This is a genomic window from Pedobacter sp. KH_004 (genome assembly GCF_057840755.1).
On record NZ_CM174519.1, the window covers coordinates 738,395 to 762,807 of the forward strand.

A 24,413-nucleotide genomic window follows, 5' to 3' on the forward strand; every position below is an offset into this window, starting at 1 on the left:
TATTGGTTTATATATTAATGTTGATTTTCTGAGTAGACTAAAAGACACGACTAAATATATAAAATGATAACGATAAACTTAGTTATCATGAACAAAAAAAGGGATTGAAATTAATCAATCCCTTTAGCAATATGGTATGTTTTAATCTTATCCCAAGTATGATTTTAAGATTTTACTTCTTGAAGTATGACGTAAGCGTTGTAGCGCCTTATCTTTAATCTGACGAACACGCTCACGGGTTAAGTTGAATTTTTCACCGATCTCCTCTAATGAAAGAGGATGGTTTGAACCTAAACCAAAGAATAAAACAATGATTTCTCTTTCTCTTTCTGTTAGAGTAGATAAAGAACGTTTGATTTCTTCGGATAAGGATTCGTTGATTAATGAACTATCGGTATTAGGCTCATGGTTTTCCAATACATCTAACAATGTATTTTCTTCACCCTGAACGAACGGAGCATCCATGGAAACATGACGGCCAGAGTTACTTAAAGTATCCGAAATTTTATCAACAGTAGTTTCTAAAATATCTGCCAATTCTTCTGGCGATGGCTCACGCTCATATTCTTGCTCTAGTTTAGAGAAAGCCTTGCTGATTTTACTTAATGAACCAACTTGGTTTAAAGGTAAACGAACAATACGGCTTTGCTCTGCAATAGCTTGCAAAATCGATTGACGGATCCACCAAACGGCGTAAGAAATAAACTTGAAACCTTTAGTTTCATCAAAACGTTTTGCCGCTTTAATCAAACCTAAGTTACCTTCATTAATTAAATCACCTAAAGTTAAACCTTGATTTTGATATTGTTTTGCAACAGATACTACGAAACGTAAATTGGTCTTAGTTAATCGCTCTAATGCAGCTTGATCGCCTTCACGAATCTTTCTTGCTAAAATTACCTCTTCCTCTGCTGTTATTAAATCTACTTTACCAATTTCGTGTAGGTACTTATCTAACGACTGACTTTCACGGTTGGTAATGGATTGCGTTATCTTGAGTTGTCTCATTTATACGTTTTGTGTGCTCTTTAATTGTTGAAGTGTGCAAAGTTACGAAATTGTATAGCAATCCGAAAGGATAAAATACTGAAAATGTTGCTGTTTGCACACCTTTTTTATAGTTTTACTTATAACAAAAATCATTCCAATAAAGTTTTTGTCAGTAATTACTAACACTATCTTAATATCATTGATTTACATATATTATTTATTTTAAATCGATAAATATATTTTGCTTCGTAATAATTGATTTTTTATGTTTGATAAGTAAATTATTGAAAATATATGACGCTCTTAACATTTTACTAATTATATGAGCTTGCAACAATGCTTTTGCTTTTGTAGTTAATTAAAATTTGATTTGCCGCAAAAAAATTAACCCTTCAAATTTAATTTCATGAAAATTAATACTTTTAAAATTTCCAGGCAAGCAGGTATAAGCCTGATTCTTATTGCGATTATTAGCATTGTTAGTGGCATATTCACTGCCGTCGGGAATTATAGAGATGGCTCAATAGCCATAAAGTTAGCCGAACCTTATGCTAAAAAAGAGATTAAGATAATTGGCGCTGGCAAGTTTACAAATAGTAATATTGGTGTGTATGAATTTAAGCCAACATTGATGCAAGCCCTAATTTTATCGGAAGATGGATTGGGTGGAATGGGAGCAGCAACACTATTTTACCTAATGGTGGGCGGAGTTATCTTAACTTTAAACTACAAAAAGCCTGAGATTTTTGAAACGATAACCGAGACTAGACTTTGGCAGAGCGTTGCAATTGGTGCGATGATATTTTTTGCCTTGAAATTTTTATCTATGTTTTTAATAAATCAGTATGTTAGTGAATTGTCGGGTCATGATTTTAAATATTTTCTTGATACAAATTTATCTTTCAATTTTACGTTACTCTCCTTGTTTGCGGTGCTTGCGATAATATATGATTTACTTTCTTACTCAAGAAAGCTGAAAGAGGAAAACGATTTAACCATATAGACAACCAAATGCCAATTATTATAAATTTAGATGTAATGCTTGCTCGTCGCAAGATGTCGCTTACCGAATTAAGTGAACGCGTTGGGATCACGATGTCTAATTTATCTATATTAAAAACTGGTAAAGCAAAGGCAGTTCGGTTGGAAACCCTGGAAGCTATCTGCAAGGTTCTGGATTGCCAGCCAGGAGATATTCTGGAGTTTCGCCAAGAGAAGTAACCGAGGTAAAAATGCTTTACTTATTAGACCCTATAGAAGTCAAAATACTTTTTGGTGTCACAGGCTTCAAATATGCTGTCATGCTGAGGCACGAAGCATCTGCAACCGATAAAACAGATGCTTCGTGCCTCAGCATAACAATGAGTTTTTAAAAGATTGTAACGGATAGCGGGGCTTTCGGAACCATACGCACAGAGGCCTGATCTTCAAATGTTCATAATATCAATAATTATCGCGTGATTGCGAGGCACGAAGCAATTTTAAAGCGCCATAATTAAGTGAATTAAGATTGCTTCGTGCTTCGCAATGACGGCAATTTTGGAAACAAAAAAAACCTTTCAGTGCAAACGAGGGCACTGAAAAAGTCCCTTAATTGAAAAGGATAAAAAGGAGTAGAAAACTAGTTTTTCTGCTCCTTTTTTTTGTATTTTAAAGGTGTATTATTACTGCTTTCAAGATGCTTCTTCAACAACAAAAAATCCAGTTTAGCGAGTTTTCCAGGCTTTATGATCTAATTGTTCCCAAAGATAACCTGCTGCGCAAGATTAATGAGCTTATAGATTTTGGTTTTATATATGATGAGCTCCTACATAAATACTGCCCGGACAACGGGCGTAATGCTGAGAGTCCGGTACGCATGTTTAAATACCTGCTTTTGAAAACTATATTCACCGTTTCAGATGTCGATGTGGTAGAGCGTTCTCGCTATGATATGTCCTTCAAATATTTTCTGGAGATGTCCCCAGAGGAAGATGTGATCAATTCAAGCTCATTGACCAAGTTCCGAAAGCTTCGCCTTAAGGATATGGATCTTTTAAACCTTCTAATTGGTAAAACCGTTTCCCTGGCCCTTGAAAAAGGCATTATTAAATCCAGGTCCATCATTGTCGATGCGACGCATTCACTTTCCAGATCCAATCCATATTCACCTATTGAAGTACTCAGGCAACGCTCGAAACTGCTTCGAAAGGCAGTGTATCTAATGGATGATGATCTCAAGGGTCAGATGCCTGAGAAGAATGATTCAAATGATATCCTTAAAGAAATAGAATACTGCAAGGAGTTACAAAAACTTATCGAGTCTGATGAAGCATTAAGTGAGATTCCTGCTGTGAAAGAGAAGCTAAACCTCTTAAAGGAAACAGTGGAAGATACCCGGGAGAACTATGCAATATCCAAAGATATGGATGCCAAGGTTGGCCACAAAACAGCTGACAGCAGTTTTTTTGGTTACAAAACTCATTTGGCAATGACAGAGGAACGTATTATAACGGCCGCTGTTGTCACCTCAGCTGAGAAGGGCGATGGTTCTGAACTGCCAAAATTATTGGACCAGACGCAGTCAAACGGAATGGAGGTTGATACCATCATAGGTGACGCAGCTTATGCCGGCAAGAAAAACCTCAAGCTTAAGGATTTGAACGGAAATAAGATTAAAATCGTTGCCAGGATGAACCCTGCTATTACCCATGGCACCAGGAAAGAGGAAAAAGTTCGATTATAATAAAGACGCTGATATGTTTGTATGTCCTGCAGGGCACCTGGCTATATACAAACGGGTGCAGGGCAAAAAGGTAGACAGGAAAAATCAGGCAATGACCTATTATTTCGATATAGAAAAATGCAAAGTATGCCCGCTAAAGGATGGCTGTTACAAAGCAGAAGCCAAAAGCAGAACGTACTTGGTTGTAATAAAACCAGATGAGCACAAAGAGCAGGAAATATTCCAACAGAGCGATTACTTCAGGGAAAAGTCAAAACACAGATACAAAATTGAGGCGAAAAATAGTGAATTAAAAAATGTTCATGGATATGACAGAGCAAATTCCTATGGCCTTGAAAGTATGAAAATGCAAGGCGCATTAGCCATATTCGTGGTAAATCTAAAAAGAATACTGAAATTCTAAAGCGGGACCATTATTACCAAAAAAACATGCCAAAAAGGGTCATAAAACGCTGAAATTCGTCGAGAGAACTTGATGAATTGGAATCAGTAAAAAATACAAAAACACTCAAAAAAAAAAGCGGATGGAGATCTTATGACCTACTCATCCGCTAATCTTTTTATAGACCATTTTAAGTCTACTTTTTCAGTGCCCTCGTGCAAACTGGAAGGTTTTTTGTTATTCAACAAGCTTTGAGTTTTAGTCTTTCAACTTTTAACTCTCAACTTTCAACTTTTTTACGCTTGTTCAGCCAAAACTTTAGTTACTAAATCTGCAGCTTCTTTTAAAGCGATTGCCGAGTAAACTTTAAGTCCTGATTCATCAATTAATTTCTTAGCTTCTTCTGCGTTTGTACCTTGTAAACGGCAGATAATTGGAACAGGAATATTTCCGATTTCCTGATAAGCATCGATAACCCCTTGCGCAACACGGTCGCAACGAACAATACCGCCGAAAATGTTGATTAAAATCGCTTTAACGTTAGGGTCTTTTAAAATGATGTTAAAAGCCGCTTTAACAGTTTGTGCATTTGCAGTTCCACCAACGTCTAAGAAGTTAGCAGGTTCACCACCAGCCAATTTAATAATATCCATTGTCGCCATTGCCAAACCAGCACCGTTAACCATACAACCTACGTTACCATCAAGGTTAACGAAGTTTAGGTTAGAAGCACTTGCTTCAACTTCCATCGGATCTTCTTCAGCCGTATCACGCATTGCTGCATAATCTGGGTGACGGTATAATGCATTTTCGTCAATATCAACCTTAGCATCAACCGCGATCACTTTATCATCAGAAGTTTTTAACACTGGGTTAATTTCAAACATCGATGAATCGGTAGTATCGTACGCTTTATATAAAGCAGTTACAAATTTAACCATCTCTTTGTGTGCAGCGCCGCTTAAACCTAAGTTAAAAGCTACTTTGCGAGCCTGGAAGCCTTGTAGACCAACTTTAGGGTCGATTTCTTCTTTAAAAATTAAGTGTGGAGTATGCTCAGCAACTTCTTCGATATCCATACCTCCTTCAGTACTGTACATAATAATATTGCGACCTTTTGCACGGTCTAACAATACTGAAATATAATATTCTTTGGTTTCAGAAGCACCTGGATAATAAACATCCTGAGCGACTAAAATCTTACTCACTAATTTACCTTCTGGTCCGGTTTGAGGGGTAACCAATTGCATACCAAGAATATCGGTTGCACGTTGTTTCACTTCATCAAGGTTTTTGGCTAATTTAACGCCTCCTCCTTTACCGCGACCACCTGCGTGAATTTGCGCTTTAATTACAACCCAATCAGAGTTATAATCCGTTTTCAGTTGCTTAGCAGCCTCAACAGCTTGCTCTGGAGTGTCGGCAACAATTCCTTCTTGAACGTTAACACCGAAACTTTTTAATATTTGTTTACCCTGGTATTCGTGAATATTCATTTGCTACAAAATTTGCCCAAAGCTACAATTTCAAACCCTTTAAACAAATAGATATTTCCGTTTTTTTGTAGAAAATGAACGTTTTATGTTAATCGGGAAAAGTAGTCTTGCCCATGCTGCAGTTTTTTAAACTTGTAGAGTATACAGCTTTCTTTCCAAAAGTTGTCAACTCTAAAAAACAAATCAAAATATTTTCTCATTCATAAGATTTATCCAACTGCGGCTAGCGTTTTTGGATTGGGTCGCTTGCAAATTTTATAAGACCTTTTTAGCGAGTTCTTTTACCTCATTTTTAAAAGCTTTATCGAATACAGGTTTGGCCGGAGCTCTGCTTTCAAGGTTGTATACGAAATACTCCAGCTCATCTTTGTCATCAAAAATCTTATCACCATTTGTATCCTTTATCAGTTCCATTAAGATTAAATCATGCTTTTCATCGAGTTTCCAGTTTTGTATAGAATAATTTTCCGGAGAAATTTGAACGAAGGCTTTGCCTTCCAAGCTGGATAAAAATAACTTTCTGGGGTCTGCAGATGTTAATTTTTTGTCACCATCAAAATCAGCATTGGTAACCTCGTAATAGATAAAATTATTCGCTAGTAAAGCGGATTGGTTTGGGTTTTTATCTGGGTTGCCAACATTAAAACTATTGATTATCAGTTTATCACGTGTCAATAATTCACTTTTGCCCGATATCACATTATAAAATGCTAAATTACAATAGTTTATTCCTCCATCGCGTTTATAGCTATCAGATGGGCCATCATTTAACTGTAATGGATAAATAATTAGATCCTTATCGTCGATTATGATCGAAGAGCTATATTTTACCTTTGACGCTTTTGGTTCTTCGCTGGTTCCTGATGGATTATCTACTTCTGTAGAAATTGTTTTTTCTTGATTTGAGCAGGATAATATTAATAAATTAAGGGTGATGACTGCGATAAGCGTTAGGTTTTTCATAAGGTTGATGGATTCAAATACTTTATATTAAATGGAAAAGTTTCTGGTTTATGCAAGCTGGAATTAACTTCCAGCTATTGGCGACCCAAAAATACCGACAGCCATTTCTGCCCAAATTAAAAACAGCGCAATTAAAATTATTACTAAAGCAATGGTTCTGCAGGTGCCAGTTTTCATATTTCTAATCACCAGTTCGATGGCTAAACCTGTACTTAATAGCAATACGCCAGCGGCAACAAAGTCTGATAGTGTCCAATTTACTTCGTTGGTAAACTGCATTGCAATCAAGGGAATACATAAAATAAATACGATCACGCTCAAAATAATTGTGATTCTTAACTTAAATGGGCTTACTGTTTCTTGATTTTTCATGATGTTATTTGTGTTAATTAATTTATAAATTTTTAATAGATGTTGCAAGTGAAATCATTTATCTACTTAATAAAAGCTATTGTACAGTTTGAATAATTTTTGGCCTTGGTTGATGGTTGATATTTTCATAGCTAGAGCCATATAGTGTGTTTTTTCCAGCAACCTTCTTCAGCTTGACTTTCATTTTTGAGAAATATTTATTGAAGTTCAGTTTGCCGGCTTTGAACAATTTCTGATGCGCAAACCATACTACCAGACTTGTGCATATAAAGAAGCAGGAGTAGGCATGGTTAGCGAGAAATTTGGAGATTGGATTTTTGTTGCTAAAAATGATATACAATCTTTCCTTTTGAAAAGTAATGTGTGCTGCTTCATCAATTAAAATATCGGTACAAATTTGTTTTAATAGTGTACAGTTTGTCGCATCTTTCAATGCCTGATAAAAAATCTGCGCAGCGCTTTCAACAGTTATGACAGCAATCGTCCACAGCTCCATATTTGTGTTATAATATCTCATTTTTCTAAATAAGCTATCGCCCCAATCTTTTTTAATTCTGGGCGCTTCAATTAGGTCAAGATATTTCCCAAGGTTGTACCCGTGTTTTTGTTCTTCTTTAATAAATAATTTAACAGCATTAGGGTAGTGGATGTCATTAATTTCGGAGGCATATTTCTGTGCTGCGTGTTGTAAATGTTCACCTTCCGAAGTTTCTCCTAATTGCCAGGCCTGTAGTGAATTCAAAATGTTGCTCCTTTCCAGTTCTGTCAACATTGGTTTTAATTGCCAATCAACCCGGGAAATAGCTGCGTTTTTAGTAAAATAATCAGTCCAATATTGTGATGAATGAATTTGCATAGTGTTTATTTTGTATGTGGTTCATGAATATGTATTTCAATTGTACTTTCTATAAAGTTGGCTAAAGCAAACCATGCTAATGATGCCAGAGCTAAAAACATAATTATAATGTTGCAATGCCTTTTCATCTTTCTGTTCCAAAATATTTTGCTGTATTCCAATCCTGCAAATTCAATGAAAGCCAACTAACCCTTTTGTATCGCTCTTTAAAAAAACCGATTCGTTGATCAAGTTTTAATTGAAGTTGATCATTTGTAGCACCAATGAGAATTGTACCTTTAGGCGCAAGGCTTCCAAAATTTCCATCGGCTAAATCAAGTTTTTTTCTATGCTGATCAATTGTTGGAAGCGTTTTATCAGATAAGGAAAGTAAATAGTCCGGATCGAATGCAATGGTTTCTCTGTTCGCTAAATTGTATTTTACAATAACAATGTCCCAATTCACCATTGTGAAAACCAATAGTAGGAGATACCAAATATTTCCATTGATCTTTAGTAAATAGAAGAAAGTTTTTTGCTTGGCTATTTTTAAATAAACAGTGCTCAGGCCCACTATGCAGAGTGTGGCAAATACAATTACGCCTATACGTTTGTAAGTAAGGCCATAAACTTCTATATAATGCGCATCTCTGATGAAAACAGAAATAATCAATAGAAAATTCTGGATCATCCACGCAAATGCCAGAATTTTTAACGTTTTGCTTTTTGAATAAAAATTTAAGTTCCCTCTAAAAAAGTAAACGATAATGGCCATTGCTAAAATAATACTGAAGATGAGGGCGTTTGTGCCATCGTGTAATTCGGCGGCATAGTTCGTTTCGGCCAATTGCTTCCCTTTACTAAGCCATAACCACCAAATATCGATTCCATTTAGCATCAGTAATAAAAAGTTCAAAGCAACAAAAGAAATCACCGCGACAATGTATTCGGTTTTCAGCGCCATTTTTTTTGAAATCATTCTACCCATAAATATTTGGGCAACTTCATTCCAAAGGGTTTTAATTCTGCTCCTACTTTTCTTTCGATGCAGATCTTCATTCAGATTCAATTCAATCTTTTCGAAAACACGATCGTAAAAGGTGATGAGTAACCCACCGGTTAAGGCTAAGCCGAGACCAAAATGAATGAAGCGCTCGAAGCTTAAGTCGCTGAAAATAAAACCAAATACATCTGTTAGTATCTTTGCAATGCTATCTCCAAGTTCGGAGGCATATTTTTCAAAAATTGCGTTAGCTCCACTGTAGATGCCGATGAAAATAAATACCATAATAATTGGTAGAATGATATATTTTAATGGTCTTAGCAATGGTCTGAATTTGAAATTCCCGATTTGAAGATCATATAGTCGCCTGAATGCGGTTGCAGGGATGGCAATAATTTGTAGTGCTGTGGCCATAAGTGCTACCCAAACTGATCTGATGCTTTGGTAATGGGAAAAACCAACAAATAATAAGAAACTGATGTAGTATGTAGCAAGCGATAAATCGGAATTGTTAACCACCACCATAACTGCTGCAAGTAAATGCGCCATTGCGTAGATTTTAAATTTCTTTGTTTTAGCAACCTCGCTGTTGAAAAAGGTAATGCTCAAGACAAATACACTGTACATGAGTAGGTTAAGTGCCAATCTTTCTGACCAAAACATCAAGTTGAATAATATCCCTCCAATAAGGGTAGCGAGTAGGATGTAATTAGATTTCGTTTTCATAATTTAAAATAATTTAAGTGCCATGAAACAATAAAAAATACTCAGTGGGATGTTAGCCAGCATGAAAATCATCGTGGCAACTATTTTACGCCAATATTGCTTGTGGGTATAGCATGAAATCGCAAGGACTGTGAAGAAAATGCCTTTAATTAACGCCGCGATTAATAGATACCCTAATCCCAAAATCGGGGTTTCTCCCCTGAAAAGAAGAAAGAAAAGAAAAATTGTAGTTCCGATTGATGCGGAAATGATGGCTAGTTGTCTGCATTGATTGACAATCTGTGGCTCTGCTTGACTATTCATGAATGTTAGATTTAAAAGTGCTTTGAAATTCAAAGTGTTCGTGCAAAAAAAATAGTTTAAAGTTTGTTAATCATTTTTTCAAGCGCATCTAAATGCGCCTTGAAAGCTTGCTTTCCTAAATCGGTAATAGAATAAGTAGTGCTGGTTTTACGCCCTATAAAACCTTTGTGTACCGCAATAAATTGGGCTTGTTCTAAGGTATTTAGATGCGAGGCGAGGTTTCCATCCGTAAGTTCTAGCATCTGTTTCAAATCATTAAAGCTAATTTCATGGTTAACAATCAGCATCGACATTACGCCGAGCCGAATTCGGCTATCGAATATTTTATTAAGGTCTGCTATTGGATTTTTCATTTTATTGGCCTTTCTCGTATTTAAAATACATCACCAATCCATAAATAATATGAAGTACGCCGAAGCCAATTGCCCAAAATATTAACCCGTAACCCACATAAAACATACAAATTAATCCTAAAATGATTTCCAGGAAGCCCAAATAGCGAATATCGCTATAGGTATATTTACTTGCGTTAATAAGTGAAAGTCCATAAAAAATGAGGCAAGAAGGCGCAATAATAGCATAAGTATGAGCATGATTAATCAGCAACGCGATGATAAATAATCCTCCAGTTACCAATGGAATAGCTAAATTAATTAACAATGATTTGGACGTTTTGTCCCAGATTGGTAAATTATTCCGTTGACTTTTTCGATAAGTAAACAAAATTCCACCCGCTAAAGCAATTACCAACACAAAAACACCCAGTTTGATTAAGTTAAATTCCAGGTCCATTTCGCCTTCTATTCCATAACCGTAACCTCTGTTGTTGATGAATTTTTCAATTTCATCGTTTGCAAAGTAGGCACCCATTAAAGCTATAACTCCAGCAAATACGCCAGATAAACCACTCAATGAGATAAATCTTGAAGATCTATCCATCATTTGTCTGATATCTTTTAATGCGTTTAGTTGTTCCTCAGAATTGCTCATTTTGAAAGTGCTTTGTTTTTCAAAGTTAAATAAGATTCTTATAACTCCAAACTTTTTTTTAATAAATTGATTTTACAGATTATTATCGGGTCGATTACAAAGATTAACGAGTTACACAGATTGAAAAATAATAAAAATGTAAATGGGGTGTCATACATCTAGCCTTATGCTTACAACCTGTAACTTATCACTCAGAAAGCAAAAATTTAACTATTTTTACGCCATGCTAAAAGCCACTGGAATAAGAAAATCATACGGAAATCTGCAAATATTAAAAGGTGTTAATTTTGAAGTTCAGAAAGGGGAGATCGTAAGTATTATTGGCCCGTCTGGTGCGGGAAAAAGTACTTTACTTCATATTTTAGGTACGCTAGATAAACCTGATGACGGGGCAGTGGAGCTTAAAGGAACCATCATAAATAAATTAAGTGGAGAATTATTAAGCGCTTTTCGCAACCAAAATATTGGTTTTGTATTCCAATTTCATCATTTATTGCCTGAATTTAGTGCATTGGAAAATGTATGTATCCCGGCTTTTATTGCTAAAACGAATAAAAAACAGGCCGAAACCCGAGGTTTGGAATTGCTTGATTTATTCGGTTTGAAAGACAGAGCCCACCATAAACCCAACCAATTATCGGGTGGAGAACAACAACGGGTAGCCATTGCAAGAGCACTAATTAACAATCCATCAATTATTCTGGCTGACGAACCCTCCGGAAATCTTGATTCAGAAAATGCATCAGCCTTACACCAGCTATTTGTAACACTTAGAGATAATTTTCAGCAAACGTTTGTAATTGTAACGCATAACGAACACCTGGCTAAAACAAGCGATCGCGTTGTAACGATGAAAGATGGTTTGATCGTTTAGGAAGTTGCCATTTATTAATTACCAGTTATCAATTGCCGGTTATCTACTATCAATTTCCCATTTCCCATTCAACACTGAGTATCAAATAACAATTAAACATTGAAAATATTAATTACTGGCGGAAATAATGCCAAAGCCTTAAAGTTAATGAAGGCATTTCCTAGTCATTTTGTCCTGCTAGCCGACTATGGAGACGTTCCGGGCATTGTTACCGAAAATTATGCTTTTACTTCATTGGGCAAGCTCAATCAAGATAGTATTGCACATTTATTATTGAATTTTTGCATCACTGAAGCTATTGATTGCATCATCCCGTTACACAATTATGAGATAGAACCTCTCGCAAAATCAGCCGTTTTGTTTGGTGAATATGGCATTCAGGTGTTAACTCCACCAGCAGATTCGTTACTGAATTATATTTCGCTTGAAAAGACCAACTATGGAAACTATGCGGTATTCATTCAAGGTGAATGTATTTTCGCTAGCGGAGATGAGATTTTTATAAAACAGAACGAGGAACTTAACGGCGTTTTCGGTTACAACAATTCAAACGATGATTTAAAACTCCTTACAATTTAAGATGGATGCATACGAGCTAGTGAAAGATAAGCAGATCGTCATTTTTGAACTTGATAATGTGCTTTACCCTGAAAAGGATTATCTGCTTCAGGTTTATTATTTATTTGTCCAGTTTATCGAATATAGCGAGCAAAAAAATGCGCAAGCTATCTTAGATTTCATGAGAGGTGAATTCGAGCAATCAGGAGTGGAGGACTTATTCGTAAAAACAGCGAAGGCTTTTGAAATTGACGCCAAATACCAATACAATTTTGATTTGCTGCATCAAAATGCCCGATTGCCTTTAAAACTTTTATTGTTCAAAAACCTGCTAGAGTTTATGCAAGAGTTGGTCATTGAAAGAAAAAAAATATTTATCGTGACGGCTGGAAATCCAGATCAGCAGCTTAACAAAATTAAACAAACAGAATGGAACGGACTGGAAAATTACTTAACGGTATACTTTGCAGATGAAATGGGCGTAGAGAAGGCAGGAATATTTCAGAAGATACTAAACGACAACAATTTATCGCCAAATGATGCGTTAGTTGTGGGGGCAAATAATTTTGATGAACAACAATCCAAGTTAATGAATTTGCCGTATATTGTGTCACTGGAAATTTACAAATAGATATGTTTAGAAAAGTTAATGTGAAGAAGAGCATTTTGTTCTTTTTAGTTGGGTCGGCTGGTTTTTTAGCTTCTTGTAAAAAGAACAATACTGAACCTGATTCAGATTCATCTACTCCTGTAGTAGAAAAAAATACACTGCAAACCCCAACTTCAAACCGTGATTATTTAACCCGCGATTCTATCTTTTTATATGCGAAACAAACTTACTTCTGGAATGTGGGCATGCCTGATTATGATACCTTTAATCCACGCAAGTATGCGAACGATGATCAAGTATTAGCAGCGCTTGCGGCTTTGCCAAGCACAGGTGGAAAAGATAAGTATTCGTTTATTGATAACGGTGCAGTTGCTGGGCAATTGGGCGGTGTAAGTGGTGATTATGGGTTTTCAGCAAATTACGATGCTAATAATTTATTACGGGTTAAATCTGTTTACGCTACCTCTCCTGCGGCTCTTGCCGGTTTAAAAAGGGGCTATCAGATCACCCGAGTGAATGGTAGAACAACCTTAAGAACCAGCCAAAGCGATATCGACAATTTAAACGATGGTATTTTTGGTAGTAATCCCGGTATATCGATGACTGTTGTAAAACCTGATGGTACTTCACAAGATTTGGTAATCAACAGAGGCAGTTATAATATTAATCCTATTCTATACACAAATACATATACCGTAGGGTCGAAAAAAGTTGGTTATATTGTTTTTAACAGCTTCACCACCAATTCTGTTCCTTTATTGGATGCTGCCTTTACTAAGTTTACAACGGATGGAATTACCGAATTAGTAGTTGATTTGCGTTACAATGGCGGAGGTTCAGTTGCAACATCAGAAGCTTTTACGAATTTAATAGCTCCGGCATCGCAAAACGGAAAAATAATGTATACCACTTATTGGACAAAAACTATGCAAGATGGTCAGGCTACAATTTTAGAAAACCAGAAATTTTATGGCAAAGGTAATGATGGGGTAACAAGATTGTATTCATTCTTCGATTATTCTTATAAACCTACTCCAGCTGCTGGAAATCAAGAAGTCTTCGCTAAACGCGGAAGTTTAAATGGACTAACCAGGGTTTATTTTTTAGTTGCTGGCGGAACAGCATCTGCAAGCGAGTTGTTGATTAACAATTTAAAACCAGTAATGGATGTAAAGTTAATTGGAAGAAAAACCTACGGCAAACCTGTTGGGTTTTTCTCTCTCAGAATCGATAAAAAAGACTTGTACATCCCTCAGTTTCAAACCAAAAATCAATCAGGCTTCGGCGATTATTTCGATGGAATGGCAGTAGATAAAGATGTAGTTGATGATTTGACTAAAGACTTCGGAGACCCATCAGAAAAATTATTAGCCCAGGCTTTAAATTATTCTGCTACAGGTGCATTCACCTCATATTTAAAAGAAAGCACATTAAGTAGCACTTCTGGCGTATCTAGGCAGGTAATCGATAGCAACAACGAAAAACTTGACCACGAATTTAAAGGAATGATCGAAACTCGAAAACTGAAGTTCAAATAACAGAAAATTAAAATTTAGCCTCGATGAAAATCGAGGTTTTTTTTTGTTAATTATTACATAAAATGAGTGTTTGCGGTTGTTTTTCTTCGAAAAAATTGATAAGCTTGTTTAACATTAATCGTTAAAGAGAAGCTATGCCAATAGAAATTGTAGAAAAAGAACATTTAAGCTATTTGAATATCATCAATGCAAAAGAAGATCACACAGAAGAACTAAAAACTAAACTTGATGAAGCTCAAAGACTTGGAAATGAGTTCAAATCCAAAGCGGTGATTACTTTTAACACAACAATTGGCCCTAAACGCGTAGACACTACGGTTTGGGCAGTGACAGAAAAATACATTCAACTGAAAAATAATATTCATATCCCAATTAAAAGTTTAATTGATATTGATTTTTAGGTTGTCTTTTTAAGGAAATAAATCATCCCGCATTTATTCACCTTAGCCTGAAAATTAATGAGTACGCTTCACAAAATTGCTTTAAATTTCATTAAATCCATTGGTCCGGTAAATGCCAAAAATTTATTAACCTATAGCGGCAGCGCTGAGCTGTTTTTTCTGCTACAAAAAATCAATTGCTTCAAATTCCGGGTATTGGCGAGAAAACCGTTGAAGCAATTTTAAATACTGATGCTTTAAAACGAGCAGATGAAAAGTTAAAATTTATTGAAAAGCATGGAATTGAAGTTCTGTTTTTTACAGTTGAGAATTATCCAAAACGCTTAAAAAACTGTTTTGATTCTCCAATTTTACTTTACTTTAAAGGTAAAGCGGATTTGAATCACTCTAGAATTATTAGTATTGTAGGTACACGTAATGCAACTGAGTATGGCAAAACTCTATGTAAGCAGCTTTGCGAAGTGTTAGGGGCTTATAATGTTTTAATTGTTAGTGGTCTCGCTTATGGTATCGATGTTACCGCTCACAACGAATGTATTGCCAATGATATACCCACCGTTGGTGTATTAGGGAATGGATTAGATCGATTATATCCACAAATTCATAAACCAGTTTCTCAAAAAATGGTTTTAAACGGGGGCCTACTTTCCGAGTTTCCAACATTGACAAATCCCGACAGACAAAATTTTCCACAGAGAAATAGAATTATTGCTGGCATTGCCGATGCCACAATAGTTGTTGAGGCATCCATTAGAGGTGGGGCGTTAATTACAGCAGAAATTGCAAACTCTTACAATAAAGATGTTTATGCTTTTCCAGGTAGAACAAACGATGCTTTTTCTGAAGGTTGCAACTTTTTAATAAAAACCAATCGGGCAGGGTTGATTAACAATGCAAATGATTTGATTTATTATTTAGGGTGGGATGATGAAGTGAAAGAAAAGAAGAAACAAGCGCAAACTACGTTGCAGCTCAATCTTACTGCAAATGAGCAGAAAGTGGTTGATGCTTTACAAAGCGGTCAACTTTCTATTGATGAACTTTGTATTTCATTAGCTGTTCAGCAAAGCAAATTGGCCATAGTTATACTCACCTAAGAAATGCAAGGGATAATTGTTTCATTGCCTGGCAAGGTTTATAAACTGGCGTAAGTTAGCCGCAGATTCGCAAATTTTTATGCTGTCGTCATGCTGAATTCATTTCAGCGTCTTAGTATTTGTAATTTATTAGATGTTATAAGTGATTTCTAATCTGCGAATCTGCCGCTAACCTAGAACCAATATTGCATTTTGCCTAATAATCAATCTATAATACCTATCTTATTGATAGATTATAGAATAAAATTTCGTTAAAATTATTTTATTAAAATTATATTTTAAATAAAATATAGTTTATAAAATAGTTAATAGCTTTGCTTAATTTTGTATCATGTGGTACAATAACATATTAGAAACCATTGGTAATACGCCATTGGTGAAATTAAATACAATTACGAAAGGTGTTCCTGGAACAATTTTGGCAAAAATAGAAACTACCAATCCAGGTAATTCAATCAAAGATCGTATGGCGGTAAAAATGATTGAAGATGCAGAGAAGAGTGGTAAGTTAAAACCTGGCGGAACCATTATTGAGGGAACATCAGGAAATACAGGTATGGGCTTGGCGATGGCTGCCATTATCAAAGGTTACAAATGTATTTTCACTACAACTGACAAACAATCTAAAGAAAAAGTAGATGCTTTACGTGCTTTTGGTGCTGAGGTTATTGTTTGTCCAACAAATGTAGAGCCAGAAGATCCGCGTTCTTATTATTCTGTTTCTTCTCGTTTAGAGCGTGAAGTTCCTAATTCGTGGAAGCCAAATCAATATGATAATTTGGCAAATACTGCCGCTCACTATGAACAAACTGGTCCTGAAATTTGGGAACAAACTGAGGGCAAAATTACTCACCTGGTTGTAGGTGTAGGAACCGGGGGAACAATTTCTGGAACTGGTAAGTATCTGAAAGAGAAAAATCCGAATATCCAGGTTTGGGGGATCGACACTTACGGTTCAGTTTTCAAAAAATATAAGGAAACCGGAATTTTTGATAAGGATGAAATCTATCCCTACATCACCGAAGGAATTGGCGAAGATTTTTTACCAGCCAATGTAAATTTCGATGTAATTGATTTATTTGAAAAAGTAACCGATAAAGATGCCGCTTTAATGACCCGCGATATTGCCCGGAAGGAAGGTATTTTCGTTGGAAACTCTGCCGGCGCAGCAATTGGCGGGTTAATCCAATTGAAAGATAAGTTAAAACCAGAAGATGTTGTAGTGGTTATTTTTCATGACCACGGGAGCCGTTATATGGGCAAGATGTACAATGAAGATTGGTTACGCGAACGAGGCTTTTTACAGGATGAAAAACTAACAGCAAAATCAATTCTAGCTAAAAAGGAAGCTACAGAAATTGTAACCCTTGATGCAACAAAGACTGTTTTAGAAGCGATCAATACGATCAAATCGATGAATATTTCGCAAATTCCGGTAACGCAACAAGGAATGATTGTGGGTAAAATTGCGGAGAGCGATATCTTAACTGCTTTGCTTGAAAACCCGGGACTGAAATCTGCACCGATATCAGAAATCATGACGGCAACTTTTCCTTTCGTTGATTTGAATACTTCTATTGATAAAATTTCATCGCTAATTAACAAAGAAAATTCTGCTGTTTTAGTTGAAGATGAATCAGGGAATATTGAAATTATTACTCAATATGACATTATAAATGCGATATCGGGGTAAGGATGCTGGTTGAGGAGTAGAAATAGCGAATGGGACATAGAGAATAGGAAATAGAGAATGGAAAATGTTTGCAATTAATTCGAATCATTCTTAAGTCGGTCGTCATTGCGAGGTACGAAGCAATCTTAATGCTTGAGTGATCAACTAGCGGCAGATATATTGCTTGTTACGTGAACGAGAAATCACAAAAAAAATGCCCGGATAATTTTACGAGGGCACTGAAAAAGTCCCTTTTTAAAAAGGATAAAAGGAGTAGAAAATTAGTTTTTCTGCTCCTTTTTTTGTATTTTAAAGTTATATAATTACTGCCTTTAAGATGCTTCTTCAACAACAAAAAATCCAGTTTAGCGAGTTTTCCAGGCTTTATGACCTGATTATTCCTAAGGAGAATTTACTTCGCAAGATTAATGAGCTAATAGATTTTAGCTTTATCTATGATGAGCTAATAGGCAAATACTGCCCGGACAATGGCCGTAATGCTGAGAGTCCGGTGCGCATGTTCAAATATTTGTTATTGAAGACGATCTATACCATTTCTGATGTTGATGTCGTGGATCGTTCCCGCTATGATATGTCCTTTAAATATTTTCTGGAGATGTCCCCTGAAGAAGACGTGATCAATCCAAGCTCGCTGACCAAGTTCCGAAAGCTTCGTCTTAAGGATATGGATCTCTTAAACCTGTTGATTGGAAAAACCGTTTCTTTAGCCCTAGAGAAGGGTATTATAAAATCCAAATCCATCATTGTCGATGCTACGCATTCACTTTCCAGATCCAACCCATATTCACCTATTGAGGTATTAAGACAACGTTCGAAGTTGCTTCGAAGAGCAGTATATTCAATGGATGATGATTTCAAAACCCGGATGCCCCAGAAGAATGAATCAAACGATATCCTAAGGGAAATAGAATACTCTAGCGAACTGCAAAAACTTATCGAGTCTGATGAAACACTAAGTGAGATCCCTGCAGTAAAGGAGAAACTGAACCTGTTAAAGGAAACAGTTGAAGACACCCGGGAGAATTATACAATATCCAAAGATATGGATGCTAGGACTGGCCACAAAACAGCCGACAGCAGCTTTTTTGGCTACAAAACTCATTTGGCAATGACAGAGGAGCGTATTATAACGGCTGCTGTTGTCACATCAGCAGAGAAAGGAGATGGGCCTGAACTACCAAAACTGTTGAACCAGGCCCAGGCAAACGGAATGGAGGTGGATACCATCATAGGCGATGCAGCTTATGCCGGGAAGAACAATCTCAAGCTCTGTGATGTGAAGGGAAATAAGTTAAGGATAGTTGCCAGGATGAACCCTGCCATTACCCATGGCGCAAGAAAAGAGGAAGAAAAGTTTGATTATAACAAAGATGCCGATATGTTCGTATGTCCTGCAGGGCACCTGGCTATGTACAAACGGGTACAGGGCAGAAAGGTAGACAGGAAAAACCAGGCAATGACCTATTATTTCGACGTCGAAAAATGTAAAACATGCCCGCTAAGAGATGGCTGCTACAAGGCAGAAGCTAAAAGCAGAACGTACTCGGTTACAATAAAGCCAGATGAGCATAAAGAACAGGAAATATTCCAGCAAAGCGAGTACTTCAGGGAAAATCAAGACATAGATATAAAATTGAAGCAAAAAATAGTGAATTGAAAAATGTTCATGGATATGACAGAGCAAATTCCTATGGCCTGGAAAACATGAGAATGCAAGGTGCACTTGCGATATTTGTGGTTAATCTTAAGAGAATTCTCAAATTTTGAAAAAAAGGATAATAATCTATATAATTCTATAGATCAAACTAACAGTTTGCTCCAGCTCTCCATATCGAATGGAATGTACGTTATCAAATAAGAAACTGAAATGTCTCAAAAAAGAAAGCGGATGAACAACTTTTAAAAGCTATTCATCCGCTGTTGAGTTTGAAGACCAATTTATGTCTACTTTTTCAGTGCCCTCAATTTTACCCGGGCGTTTTTGCATTATGCTATTTCTCTTTAGTCTATCAGGCTATCAGCATTAGTCTTTCAACTTTAAACCTTCAACTTTGAACTCTAAAAATCTTTAATGGCTTGGCGCATCAGCGTTTACACGCTTAATCTGCGCACCTAAAGCTCTTAAACGCGTATCAATATCCTGGTAACCACGCTCAATTTGCTCAATGTTGTAAATAGTTGATTTACCTTCAGCAGAAAGGGCGGCGATTAACAACGAAACTCCTGCTCTAATATCTGGAGAGGTCATGCTGATACCCCGAAGTTTGTATTTTTTATCAATACCGTTAACAGTAGCACGGTGTGGATCACAAAGAATAATTTGAGCGCCCATGTCAATCAATTTATCCACAAAGAATAAACGACTTTCAAACATTTTTTGGTGAATTAAAACGTTTCCTTTTGCTTGTGTAGCCACAACCAAAACGATACTCAATAAATCAGGAGTGAATCCTGGCCAAGGAGAATCAGCAATCGTTAAAATCGAACCATCTATAAAGGTATCAATTTCATAATGCTTTTGCGATGGCACATAAATATCATCACCTCTGCGTTCTAATTTAATACCCAGTTTCTTAAATACTTCAGGTATTACGCCCAGCTCATCATAACAAACGTTTTTAATAGTGATTTCAGATTCAGTCATTGCTGCCATGCCGATGAAAGAGCCAATCTCAATCATGTCAGGTAACATTCTGTGTTCTGTTCCACCTAGAACCTTAACACCCTCAATGGTTAACAAATTCGAACCAATACCAGAGATTTTTGCACCCATGCGGTTTAGCATTTTACAAAGCTGCTGTAGATAAGGTTCGCATGCAGCATTGTAAATCGTTGTGGTGCCTTTAGCCAAAACGGCAGCCATTACAATATTAGCTGTTCCGGTAACCGAAGCCTCATCTAACAGGATATAAGCACCTTTTAAATCAGTAGCATCAACATTGAAGAAAGCTTTTTTACTATCATAAATGAATTTTGCACCCAACTTTTCGAAACCGATAAAGTGCGTATCCAATCTTCTTCTACCGATTTTATCGCCACCAGGTTTAGGAATTGCAGCTTTACCAAAACGTGCCAACAACGGACCAACAATCATAATTGAACCACGTAAACCACCACCCTTAGCTTTAAAAGTGTCTGATTCAAAGAAATTTAAATTAATGTCTTTTGCTTCGAAGGTATAAGTATCTTTGTCGATGCGCTCAACAGCGACACCCAAATCGCCCAAAAGCTCAATCAGTTTATTTACATCTTTAATATCAGGAATATTGCTGATGGTTACTTTCTCTTGTGTAAGTAAAACTGCAGATAGAATCTGTAAGGCCTCGTTTTTGGCACCTTGAGGAGTGATTTCGCCTTTTAATTTAATTCCGCCTGTTATCTCAAATGCATTCATATATTTTTCTTTTGCTAACCCATTCGTCATGCTGAATTTATTTCAGCATCTATGTCGATGATTCTGAATCAAGTTCAGAATGACGCTGTAGTTATTAGTATTTAGGTTTATTATTATTGTTTCGTCCGCGATTATTATTGTTGTTATTGTTTTGACGATTCTTTCCGTTATTATTATTATTGTTGTTATTCGTTCTTCCGCGGTTATTATTATTAGTATTTTGACGAGGATTCTGAGCTCTAAACTCAACTTTAGCCAAGTTCACACCCTCATCAAGAGATAATAATCCGCCAGAAAGATATTTCAAATCTTTGATTATCGTGTCATCACTTACATTATCCTTGTTCCAGGTAACGTAAGCCATTTTCATAAAGTTCGCGATTCCCTGCACCATAGCTTTTTTATGCTCCGGATTTTCCTCCCGCATAGCTTTTTCAATCAAATTCTCAACCGTTTTACCGTAATGTTTGTAGGTAATCCGCTGCTGAGGATAAGGAAGTGGCTCTGGTTTTTTAAAAGCATTTTCCGGTAAAGGTTTTGGATAAGGGCTTTCTACATCAATCTGATAGCCAGAAATAATGTGCAAGTGATCCCAAAGTTTATGTTTAAAATCGGCAACATCACGTAAGTGCGGTTGCAAAAATCCCATCAGGTCGATAACCGCCTGGGCATATTTATTACGTTCTTCAATAGTTGGTAATTCGCAAATATACTTCACCATATTCTGAACGTTACGGCCATATTCTGATAAAATCAAATGGCTACGCGTAGTATTATAATCAAAATTCATGTACAGATAATTTAATGGATAAATCTTCCGGCGATACGAATTATGAAATAACCAGAGGAGATGAGGTTATGAATTCACCGAAATGTCTATTGCCGGACTTTCGTTATTTATAGTTCAAAGATAATTAAAATTACGATTTTAGGGTTACGATTTTAGATTTTATTTGTAAATGAAGGGTTGTGGTTCTTTTAGGTTTTCAGCCCTGCTTTACATTACAAGCCCTAAAAAATTGTGGCTTCTCATTGCAATCAGGTTTATTTAATAAAGTATTGTGCTTTTAGGATAAAAAATTTAGCTCGGTCCCACGCCGTTTCTAAAAATTATTAGTATGCTGAAAATATAAAAGAAGAATGACAGAATAAAGGCTAGAGTGATTCCAATAATGATTTTATAAATTTTATCAACATTTTTTAATCTATTTAATCTAAAAGTTACTGGTAGCGTAATTATAGGAGTTAAAAAAATCAAATACCAAAAAACTTTACCAATCAAATCAATAAAACTCTCGCTCATACTACAATATTTTTAATTACATCTATGGCGAAAATCTATACTTTAAATTACAAAGATTCTCCGCTTAGGTCGGAGAAGAACGACTTCTCGATTTTCCGTGTCTTCCGTGTTTCCGTGGCAAAAAACTACACTTCATCCGTATTCTTTGGATAATCAAAAAACACCAAATCCCCCGTTCCTCTGCTCAGCATCTTCCATGAATTGAAAGGAAAAGATATTAACACCATTCCTGCTGTTGGGATATTGGCAATATCAGCACCGCTTAATTCATTCGCTAAATCAGTAAACCCAGGGTTATGACCAAACATAATAACGGTATCTGCCTCATCATTCAAACCGTTTACAACTTTCAAAAGTGTAGCTGTATTTGCCTCGTAAATCTCTTCTTCGTATTGAATATCATCAATTTGATAAGCTTCAGCAAAGAATTTTGCTGTAGATTTAGCTCGCTTTGCCGGACTGCTTACCATCAAATCGAATTTGAACCCCTTATTGATTAAGCGTTCTGCCATTTCTGGTGCATTCTCTTTACCACGTTTGTTCAACGGACGATCAAAATCTTTTAAATCTAAATTTGCCCAGTCTGATTTTCCGTGACGAACCAATAATAATTGCTTAGCCATTTAGTTTTTTTTTAATTTTCTTTAAAATCGTTTCAGGATTTATTAAATCCATACAGCTCTCAACACCACACATACATGGTTTGTTTCCATAAATAGAATTTGGCCGATTAGGATGGTCAATTTGGATACAATCGCTTTCCAACTGACCATAGCCTAAAAACCCCGCATAAGGATGTGTCGGGCCCCAAACAGAAACTACAGGAATACCCACCAATGAGGCCATGTGCATACCTGACGAATCCATACTGAGCATCAAATCCAAATTGGAAATAATTGCAAGTTCTTCTGTAAGGTTAAAATTGCCAATTAAATTATGCGTGTTTGGATAAATTTTGGCCCATTGTTCAGCAGTTGCCTGTTCGGTTCTGCCGCCGCCGAAAATAAAAATTTTATAGCCCGAAGCAGATAAGCCAGCAATCACTACCTCCATTTTTTCTAACGGATAAACCTTATAAATGTGCTGTGCAAAAGGGGAGATCCCTAGTTTCTTTTTCGTTTCATCTTTAAATAAATATTCAGCTTTTACCGGTAATTTCTCCGGCTTTTTTTTAAGCTTATGGCTCAGATTAATCTCAAAACCTAATTCGCGGAATACATCAGCATAACGTTCTACAGTTTGTCGTAAGGGTTGAAAAATTTTATTAACAGACCGCGTTAAAGCTTTTTTCTCTACTCTGCCTTTATCAATTCGCTTAATTTTGATACCAGTTAATCGAAAAAAAGTTGCAATCGCTCTGCTTCTCAAATTATCATGCAAATCTGCAATGGCTGTTGGTTTATATTTTCGGAGCGCCTTGTAAAGTTTATACAGCCCGGAAATGCCTCTGTGGATGGTTTTGGGTTGAATGGCATGAAAAGTTAAATTTTCAATGCCATCAAAAAATGGTTCAAAGGCATCACGACTGACCAATATAATTTCTACTGATGGATTTTGCTGAGAAAATTCTTTCAAAACAGAAGCTACCATTGCCACATCGCCCATGGCTGAAAAACGTAAAACGATAATTCTGCTCGTTTTAACCATTGTCTCTTATAAATGATAACTGATAAGCCTGCAGCATTTTGCCGTTTCTCGGTTGATAAAGAAAATACACGCTATGTTTTTTTCTTATTATTTTAGGACAAAGCTGTTTAGTAAAATCGATTTTCGTTTTCGCAGTTAAACCTTCAAAAGCTATTGTGTAATAATGCATTCGAATAGGGGAATCGACATCACTTTGTGGGAAACCATCCTTAAAAGTTGCAGATTTCGTTTTGGCTATAACGATAGAATAATACGTATTAAAAGTTGAGTCATTATGATTTATGAATGAATCATCATAGCTTTTAAACGCACCAGACAAGCTGGAAGAATCTAAATTTAAACTATCAACTTCAATTGGTTTTAAGTAAAGTTTCTTACCTGTTATTTTTGGGAAACAGGGTATTTCCGGATACTCATCTTTTTCTATCTCCAAACTGGTGCCACTTTGGCAACTCGTAAACAGCAATACTAAAACAAATATCCAGAAAAATGATTTTTTAATCATATACCCGC

At 36.2% G+C, this 24,413-nt stretch carries 23 protein-coding genes and 2 pseudogenes; 11 read left to right on the plus strand and 14 right to left on the minus strand.

The genetic code is table 11. From position 1 onward, the window contains the following. Positions 1-147 precede the first annotated feature (147 nt). On the minus strand, positions 148-1,008 hold the full coding sequence (locus tag AC3ITD_RS03370) for a sigma-70 family RNA polymerase sigma factor (RefSeq protein WP_010601359.1): 861 nt from the start codon (positions 1,006-1,008) through the stop codon (positions 148-150). Between the two features lie 388 nt (positions 1,009-1,396). Between AC3ITD_RS03370 and AC3ITD_RS03375 the strand changes: the two genes are divergently transcribed. The 3 genes and pseudogenes from AC3ITD_RS03375 (at position 1,397) to AC3ITD_RS03385 (ending at position 4,118) form a co-directional block, all read left to right on the plus strand. Beyond that, a complete protein-coding gene (locus tag AC3ITD_RS03375) occupies positions 1,397-1,993 on the plus strand; it encodes a DUF2975 domain-containing protein (protein ID WP_489363998.1) in 597 nt (198 codons plus the stop codon). An 8-nt stretch (positions 1,994-2,001) separates the two neighbouring features. Further along, on the plus strand, positions 2,002-2,211 hold the full coding sequence (locus AC3ITD_RS03380) for a helix-turn-helix domain-containing protein (protein WP_265797637.1): 210 nt from the start codon (positions 2,002-2,004) through the stop codon (positions 2,209-2,211). A gap of 457 nt (positions 2,212-2,668) precedes the next feature. Then, positions 2,669-4,118, plus strand: a pseudogene (locus AC3ITD_RS03385) (IS1182 family transposase). Between the two features lie 275 nt (positions 4,119-4,393). On the opposite strand, the gene sucC reads toward AC3ITD_RS03385, so the two are convergent. The 8 genes from sucC to AC3ITD_RS03425 all read right to left on the minus strand — a co-directional run bounded on the left by sucC (position 4,394) and on the right by AC3ITD_RS03425 (position 10,785). Continuing rightward, positions 4,394-5,593, minus strand: coding sequence for an ADP-forming succinate--CoA ligase subunit beta (gene sucC / locus AC3ITD_RS03390; protein ID WP_463483238.1), 1,200 nt, complete (start codon positions 5,591-5,593; stop codon positions 4,394-4,396). A gap of 255 nt (positions 5,594-5,848) precedes the next feature. After that, positions 5,849-6,556 carry a hypothetical protein gene (locus AC3ITD_RS03395; protein ID WP_489364001.1) on the minus strand — a complete coding sequence of 236 codons (708 nt, stop codon included), beginning with the start codon at positions 6,554-6,556 and terminating at the stop codon, positions 5,849-5,851. 63 nt (positions 6,557-6,619) lie between these two features. Then, entirely contained in the window at positions 6,620-6,928 is a 309-nt protein-coding gene (locus AC3ITD_RS03400) for a hypothetical protein (RefSeq protein ID WP_489364003.1), read from the minus strand. Positions 6,929-7,004: 76 nt separating this feature from the next. Continuing rightward, positions 7,005-7,784 carry a ferritin-like domain-containing protein gene (locus tag AC3ITD_RS03405; RefSeq protein WP_489364005.1) on the minus strand — a complete coding sequence of 260 codons (780 nt, stop codon included), beginning with the start codon at positions 7,782-7,784 and terminating at the stop codon, positions 7,005-7,007. A gap of 124 nt (positions 7,785-7,908) precedes the next feature. Further along, positions 7,909-9,492, minus strand: a complete 1,584-nt coding sequence (locus AC3ITD_RS03410) for a DUF4153 domain-containing protein (RefSeq protein WP_489364007.1) — start codon at positions 9,490-9,492, stop codon at positions 7,909-7,911. A gap of 3 nt (positions 9,493-9,495) precedes the next feature. After that, the gene (locus tag AC3ITD_RS03415) at positions 9,496-9,795 is read right to left on the minus strand and encodes a hypothetical protein (RefSeq protein WP_489364009.1); all 300 of its coding nucleotides are present in this window, start codon (positions 9,793-9,795) and stop codon (positions 9,496-9,498) included. Positions 9,796-9,851: 56 nt separating this feature from the next. Further along, positions 9,852-10,148: a winged helix-turn-helix domain-containing protein gene (locus AC3ITD_RS03420; protein WP_265797630.1), complete on the minus strand. Its 297-nt coding sequence runs from the start codon at positions 10,146-10,148 to the stop codon at positions 9,852-9,854. A 1-nt stretch (position 10,149) separates the two neighbouring features. After that, positions 10,150-10,785: a hypothetical protein gene (locus AC3ITD_RS03425; RefSeq protein WP_489364011.1), complete on the minus strand. Its 636-nt coding sequence runs from the start codon at positions 10,783-10,785 to the stop codon at positions 10,150-10,152. Positions 10,786-11,008: 223 nt separating this feature from the next. Between AC3ITD_RS03425 and AC3ITD_RS03430 the strand changes: the two genes are divergently transcribed. The 8 genes and pseudogenes from AC3ITD_RS03430 (at position 11,009) to AC3ITD_RS03465 (ending at position 19,323) form a co-directional block, all read left to right on the plus strand. After that, on the plus strand, positions 11,009-11,659 hold the full coding sequence (locus AC3ITD_RS03430; protein ID WP_265798002.1) for an ABC transporter ATP-binding protein: 651 nt from the start codon (positions 11,009-11,011) through the stop codon (positions 11,657-11,659). Positions 11,660-11,758: 99 nt separating this feature from the next. Next, positions 11,759-12,238, plus strand: coding sequence for a hypothetical protein (locus tag AC3ITD_RS03435; RefSeq protein ID WP_489364013.1), 480 nt, complete (start codon positions 11,759-11,761; stop codon positions 12,236-12,238). Between the two features lies 1 nt (position 12,239). Then, positions 12,240-12,848, plus strand: a complete 609-nt coding sequence (locus tag AC3ITD_RS03440; RefSeq protein ID WP_489364015.1) for an HAD hydrolase-like protein — start codon at positions 12,240-12,242, stop codon at positions 12,846-12,848. 2 nt (positions 12,849-12,850) lie between these two features. Then, positions 12,851-14,365 carry a S41 family peptidase gene (locus tag AC3ITD_RS03445; RefSeq protein ID WP_489364017.1) on the plus strand — a complete coding sequence of 505 codons (1,515 nt, stop codon included), beginning with the start codon at positions 12,851-12,853 and terminating at the stop codon, positions 14,363-14,365. A 134-nt stretch (positions 14,366-14,499) separates the two neighbouring features. Then, entirely contained in the window at positions 14,500-14,766 is a 267-nt protein-coding gene (locus AC3ITD_RS03450) for a hypothetical protein (protein ID WP_056849724.1), read from the plus strand. Between the two features lie 176 nt (positions 14,767-14,942). Further along, positions 14,943-15,863 carry a DNA-processing protein DprA gene (gene dprA / locus AC3ITD_RS03455; RefSeq protein ID WP_489364019.1) on the plus strand — a complete coding sequence of 307 codons (921 nt, stop codon included), beginning with the start codon at positions 14,943-14,945 and terminating at the stop codon, positions 15,861-15,863. A 331-nt stretch (positions 15,864-16,194) separates the two neighbouring features. Next, positions 16,195-17,556, plus strand: coding sequence for a pyridoxal-phosphate dependent enzyme (locus tag AC3ITD_RS03460; RefSeq protein ID WP_489364021.1), 1,362 nt, complete (start codon positions 16,195-16,197; stop codon positions 17,554-17,556). Between the two features lie 316 nt (positions 17,557-17,872). After that, positions 17,873-19,323: pseudogene (locus AC3ITD_RS03465) on the plus strand (IS1182 family transposase). A 301-nt stretch (positions 19,324-19,624) separates the two neighbouring features. Here the strand turns inward: AC3ITD_RS03465 and murA are convergent. From murA to AC3ITD_RS03490, 5 genes are all read right to left on the minus strand, one after another. Next, positions 19,625-20,950 carry a UDP-N-acetylglucosamine 1-carboxyvinyltransferase gene (murA, locus tag AC3ITD_RS03470; protein ID WP_265798001.1) on the minus strand — a complete coding sequence of 442 codons (1,326 nt, stop codon included), beginning with the start codon at positions 20,948-20,950 and terminating at the stop codon, positions 19,625-19,627. A gap of 94 nt (positions 20,951-21,044) precedes the next feature. After that, positions 21,045-21,740 (minus strand): DUF4290 domain-containing protein, encoded by a 696-nt coding sequence (locus tag AC3ITD_RS03475; RefSeq protein WP_265797624.1) that lies wholly within the window; start codon positions 21,738-21,740, stop codon positions 21,045-21,047. A gap of 638 nt (positions 21,741-22,378) precedes the next feature. After that, on the minus strand, positions 22,379-22,876 hold the full coding sequence (locus AC3ITD_RS03480; protein WP_489364023.1) for a SixA phosphatase family protein: 498 nt from the start codon (positions 22,874-22,876) through the stop codon (positions 22,379-22,381). Further along, the gene (locus AC3ITD_RS03485) at positions 22,869-23,900 is read right to left on the minus strand and encodes a glycosyltransferase family 9 protein (protein ID WP_489364025.1); all 1,032 of its coding nucleotides are present in this window, start codon (positions 23,898-23,900) and stop codon (positions 22,869-22,871) included. The genes AC3ITD_RS03480 and AC3ITD_RS03485 overlap by 8 nt, the downstream gene beginning before the upstream one ends. Next, the gene (locus tag AC3ITD_RS03490; RefSeq protein WP_265797621.1) at positions 23,893-24,405 is read right to left on the minus strand and encodes a hypothetical protein; all 513 of its coding nucleotides are present in this window, start codon (positions 24,403-24,405) and stop codon (positions 23,893-23,895) included. The genes AC3ITD_RS03485 and AC3ITD_RS03490 overlap by 8 nt, the downstream gene beginning before the upstream one ends. Positions 24,406-24,413 lie beyond the last annotated feature (8 nt).

Coding starts and splice junctions, on each gene's coding strand:
- AC3ITD_RS03370 (WP_010601359.1), bottom strand. CDS start 1,008: ATGAGACAACTCAAGATAACGCAATCCATTACCAACCGTGAAAGTCAG.
- AC3ITD_RS03375 (WP_489363998.1), top strand. CDS start 1,397: ATGAAAATTAATACTTTTAAAATTTCCAGGCAAGCAGGTATAAGCCTG.
- AC3ITD_RS03380 (WP_265797637.1), top strand. CDS start 2,002: ATGCCAATTATTATAAATTTAGATGTAATGCTTGCTCGTCGCAAGATG.
- sucC (WP_463483238.1), bottom strand. CDS start 5,593: ATGAATATTCACGAATACCAGGGTAAACAAATATTAAAAAGTTTCGGT.
- AC3ITD_RS03395 (WP_489364001.1), bottom strand. CDS start 6,556: ATGAAAAACCTAACGCTTATCGCAGTCATCACCCTTAATTTATTAATA.
- AC3ITD_RS03400 (WP_489364003.1), bottom strand. CDS start 6,928: ATGAAAAATCAAGAAACAGTAAGCCCATTTAAGTTAAGAATCACAATT.
- AC3ITD_RS03405 (WP_489364005.1), bottom strand. CDS start 7,784: ATGCAAATTCATTCATCACAATATTGGACTGATTATTTTACTAAAAAC.
- AC3ITD_RS03410 (WP_489364007.1), bottom strand. CDS start 9,492: ATGAAAACGAAATCTAATTACATCCTACTCGCTACCCTTATTGGAGGG.
- AC3ITD_RS03415 (WP_489364009.1), bottom strand. CDS start 9,795: ATGAATAGTCAAGCAGAGCCACAGATTGTCAATCAATGCAGACAACTA.
- AC3ITD_RS03420 (WP_265797630.1), bottom strand. CDS start 10,148: ATGAAAAATCCAATAGCAGACCTTAATAAAATATTCGATAGCCGAATT.
- AC3ITD_RS03425 (WP_489364011.1), bottom strand. CDS start 10,785: ATGAGCAATTCTGAGGAACAACTAAACGCATTAAAAGATATCAGACAA.
- AC3ITD_RS03430 (WP_265798002.1), top strand. CDS start 11,009: ATGCTAAAAGCCACTGGAATAAGAAAATCATACGGAAATCTGCAAATA.
- AC3ITD_RS03440 (WP_489364015.1), top strand. CDS start 12,240: ATGGATGCATACGAGCTAGTGAAAGATAAGCAGATCGTCATTTTTGAA.
- AC3ITD_RS03445 (WP_489364017.1), top strand. CDS start 12,851: ATGTTTAGAAAAGTTAATGTGAAGAAGAGCATTTTGTTCTTTTTAGTT.
- AC3ITD_RS03450 (WP_056849724.1), top strand. CDS start 14,500: ATGCCAATAGAAATTGTAGAAAAAGAACATTTAAGCTATTTGAATATC.
- AC3ITD_RS03460 (WP_489364021.1), top strand. CDS start 16,195: ATGTGGTACAATAACATATTAGAAACCATTGGTAATACGCCATTGGTG.
- murA (WP_265798001.1), bottom strand. CDS start 20,950: ATGAATGCATTTGAGATAACAGGCGGAATTAAATTAAAAGGCGAAATC.
- AC3ITD_RS03475 (WP_265797624.1), bottom strand. CDS start 21,740: ATGAATTTTGATTATAATACTACGCGTAGCCATTTGATTTTATCAGAA.
- AC3ITD_RS03480 (WP_489364023.1), bottom strand. CDS start 22,876: ATGGCTAAGCAATTATTATTGGTTCGTCACGGAAAATCAGACTGGGCA.
- AC3ITD_RS03485 (WP_489364025.1), bottom strand. CDS start 23,900: ATGGTTAAAACGAGCAGAATTATCGTTTTACGTTTTTCAGCCATGGGC.
- AC3ITD_RS03490 (WP_265797621.1), bottom strand. CDS start 24,405: ATGATTAAAAAATCATTTTTCTGGATATTTGTTTTAGTATTGCTGTTT.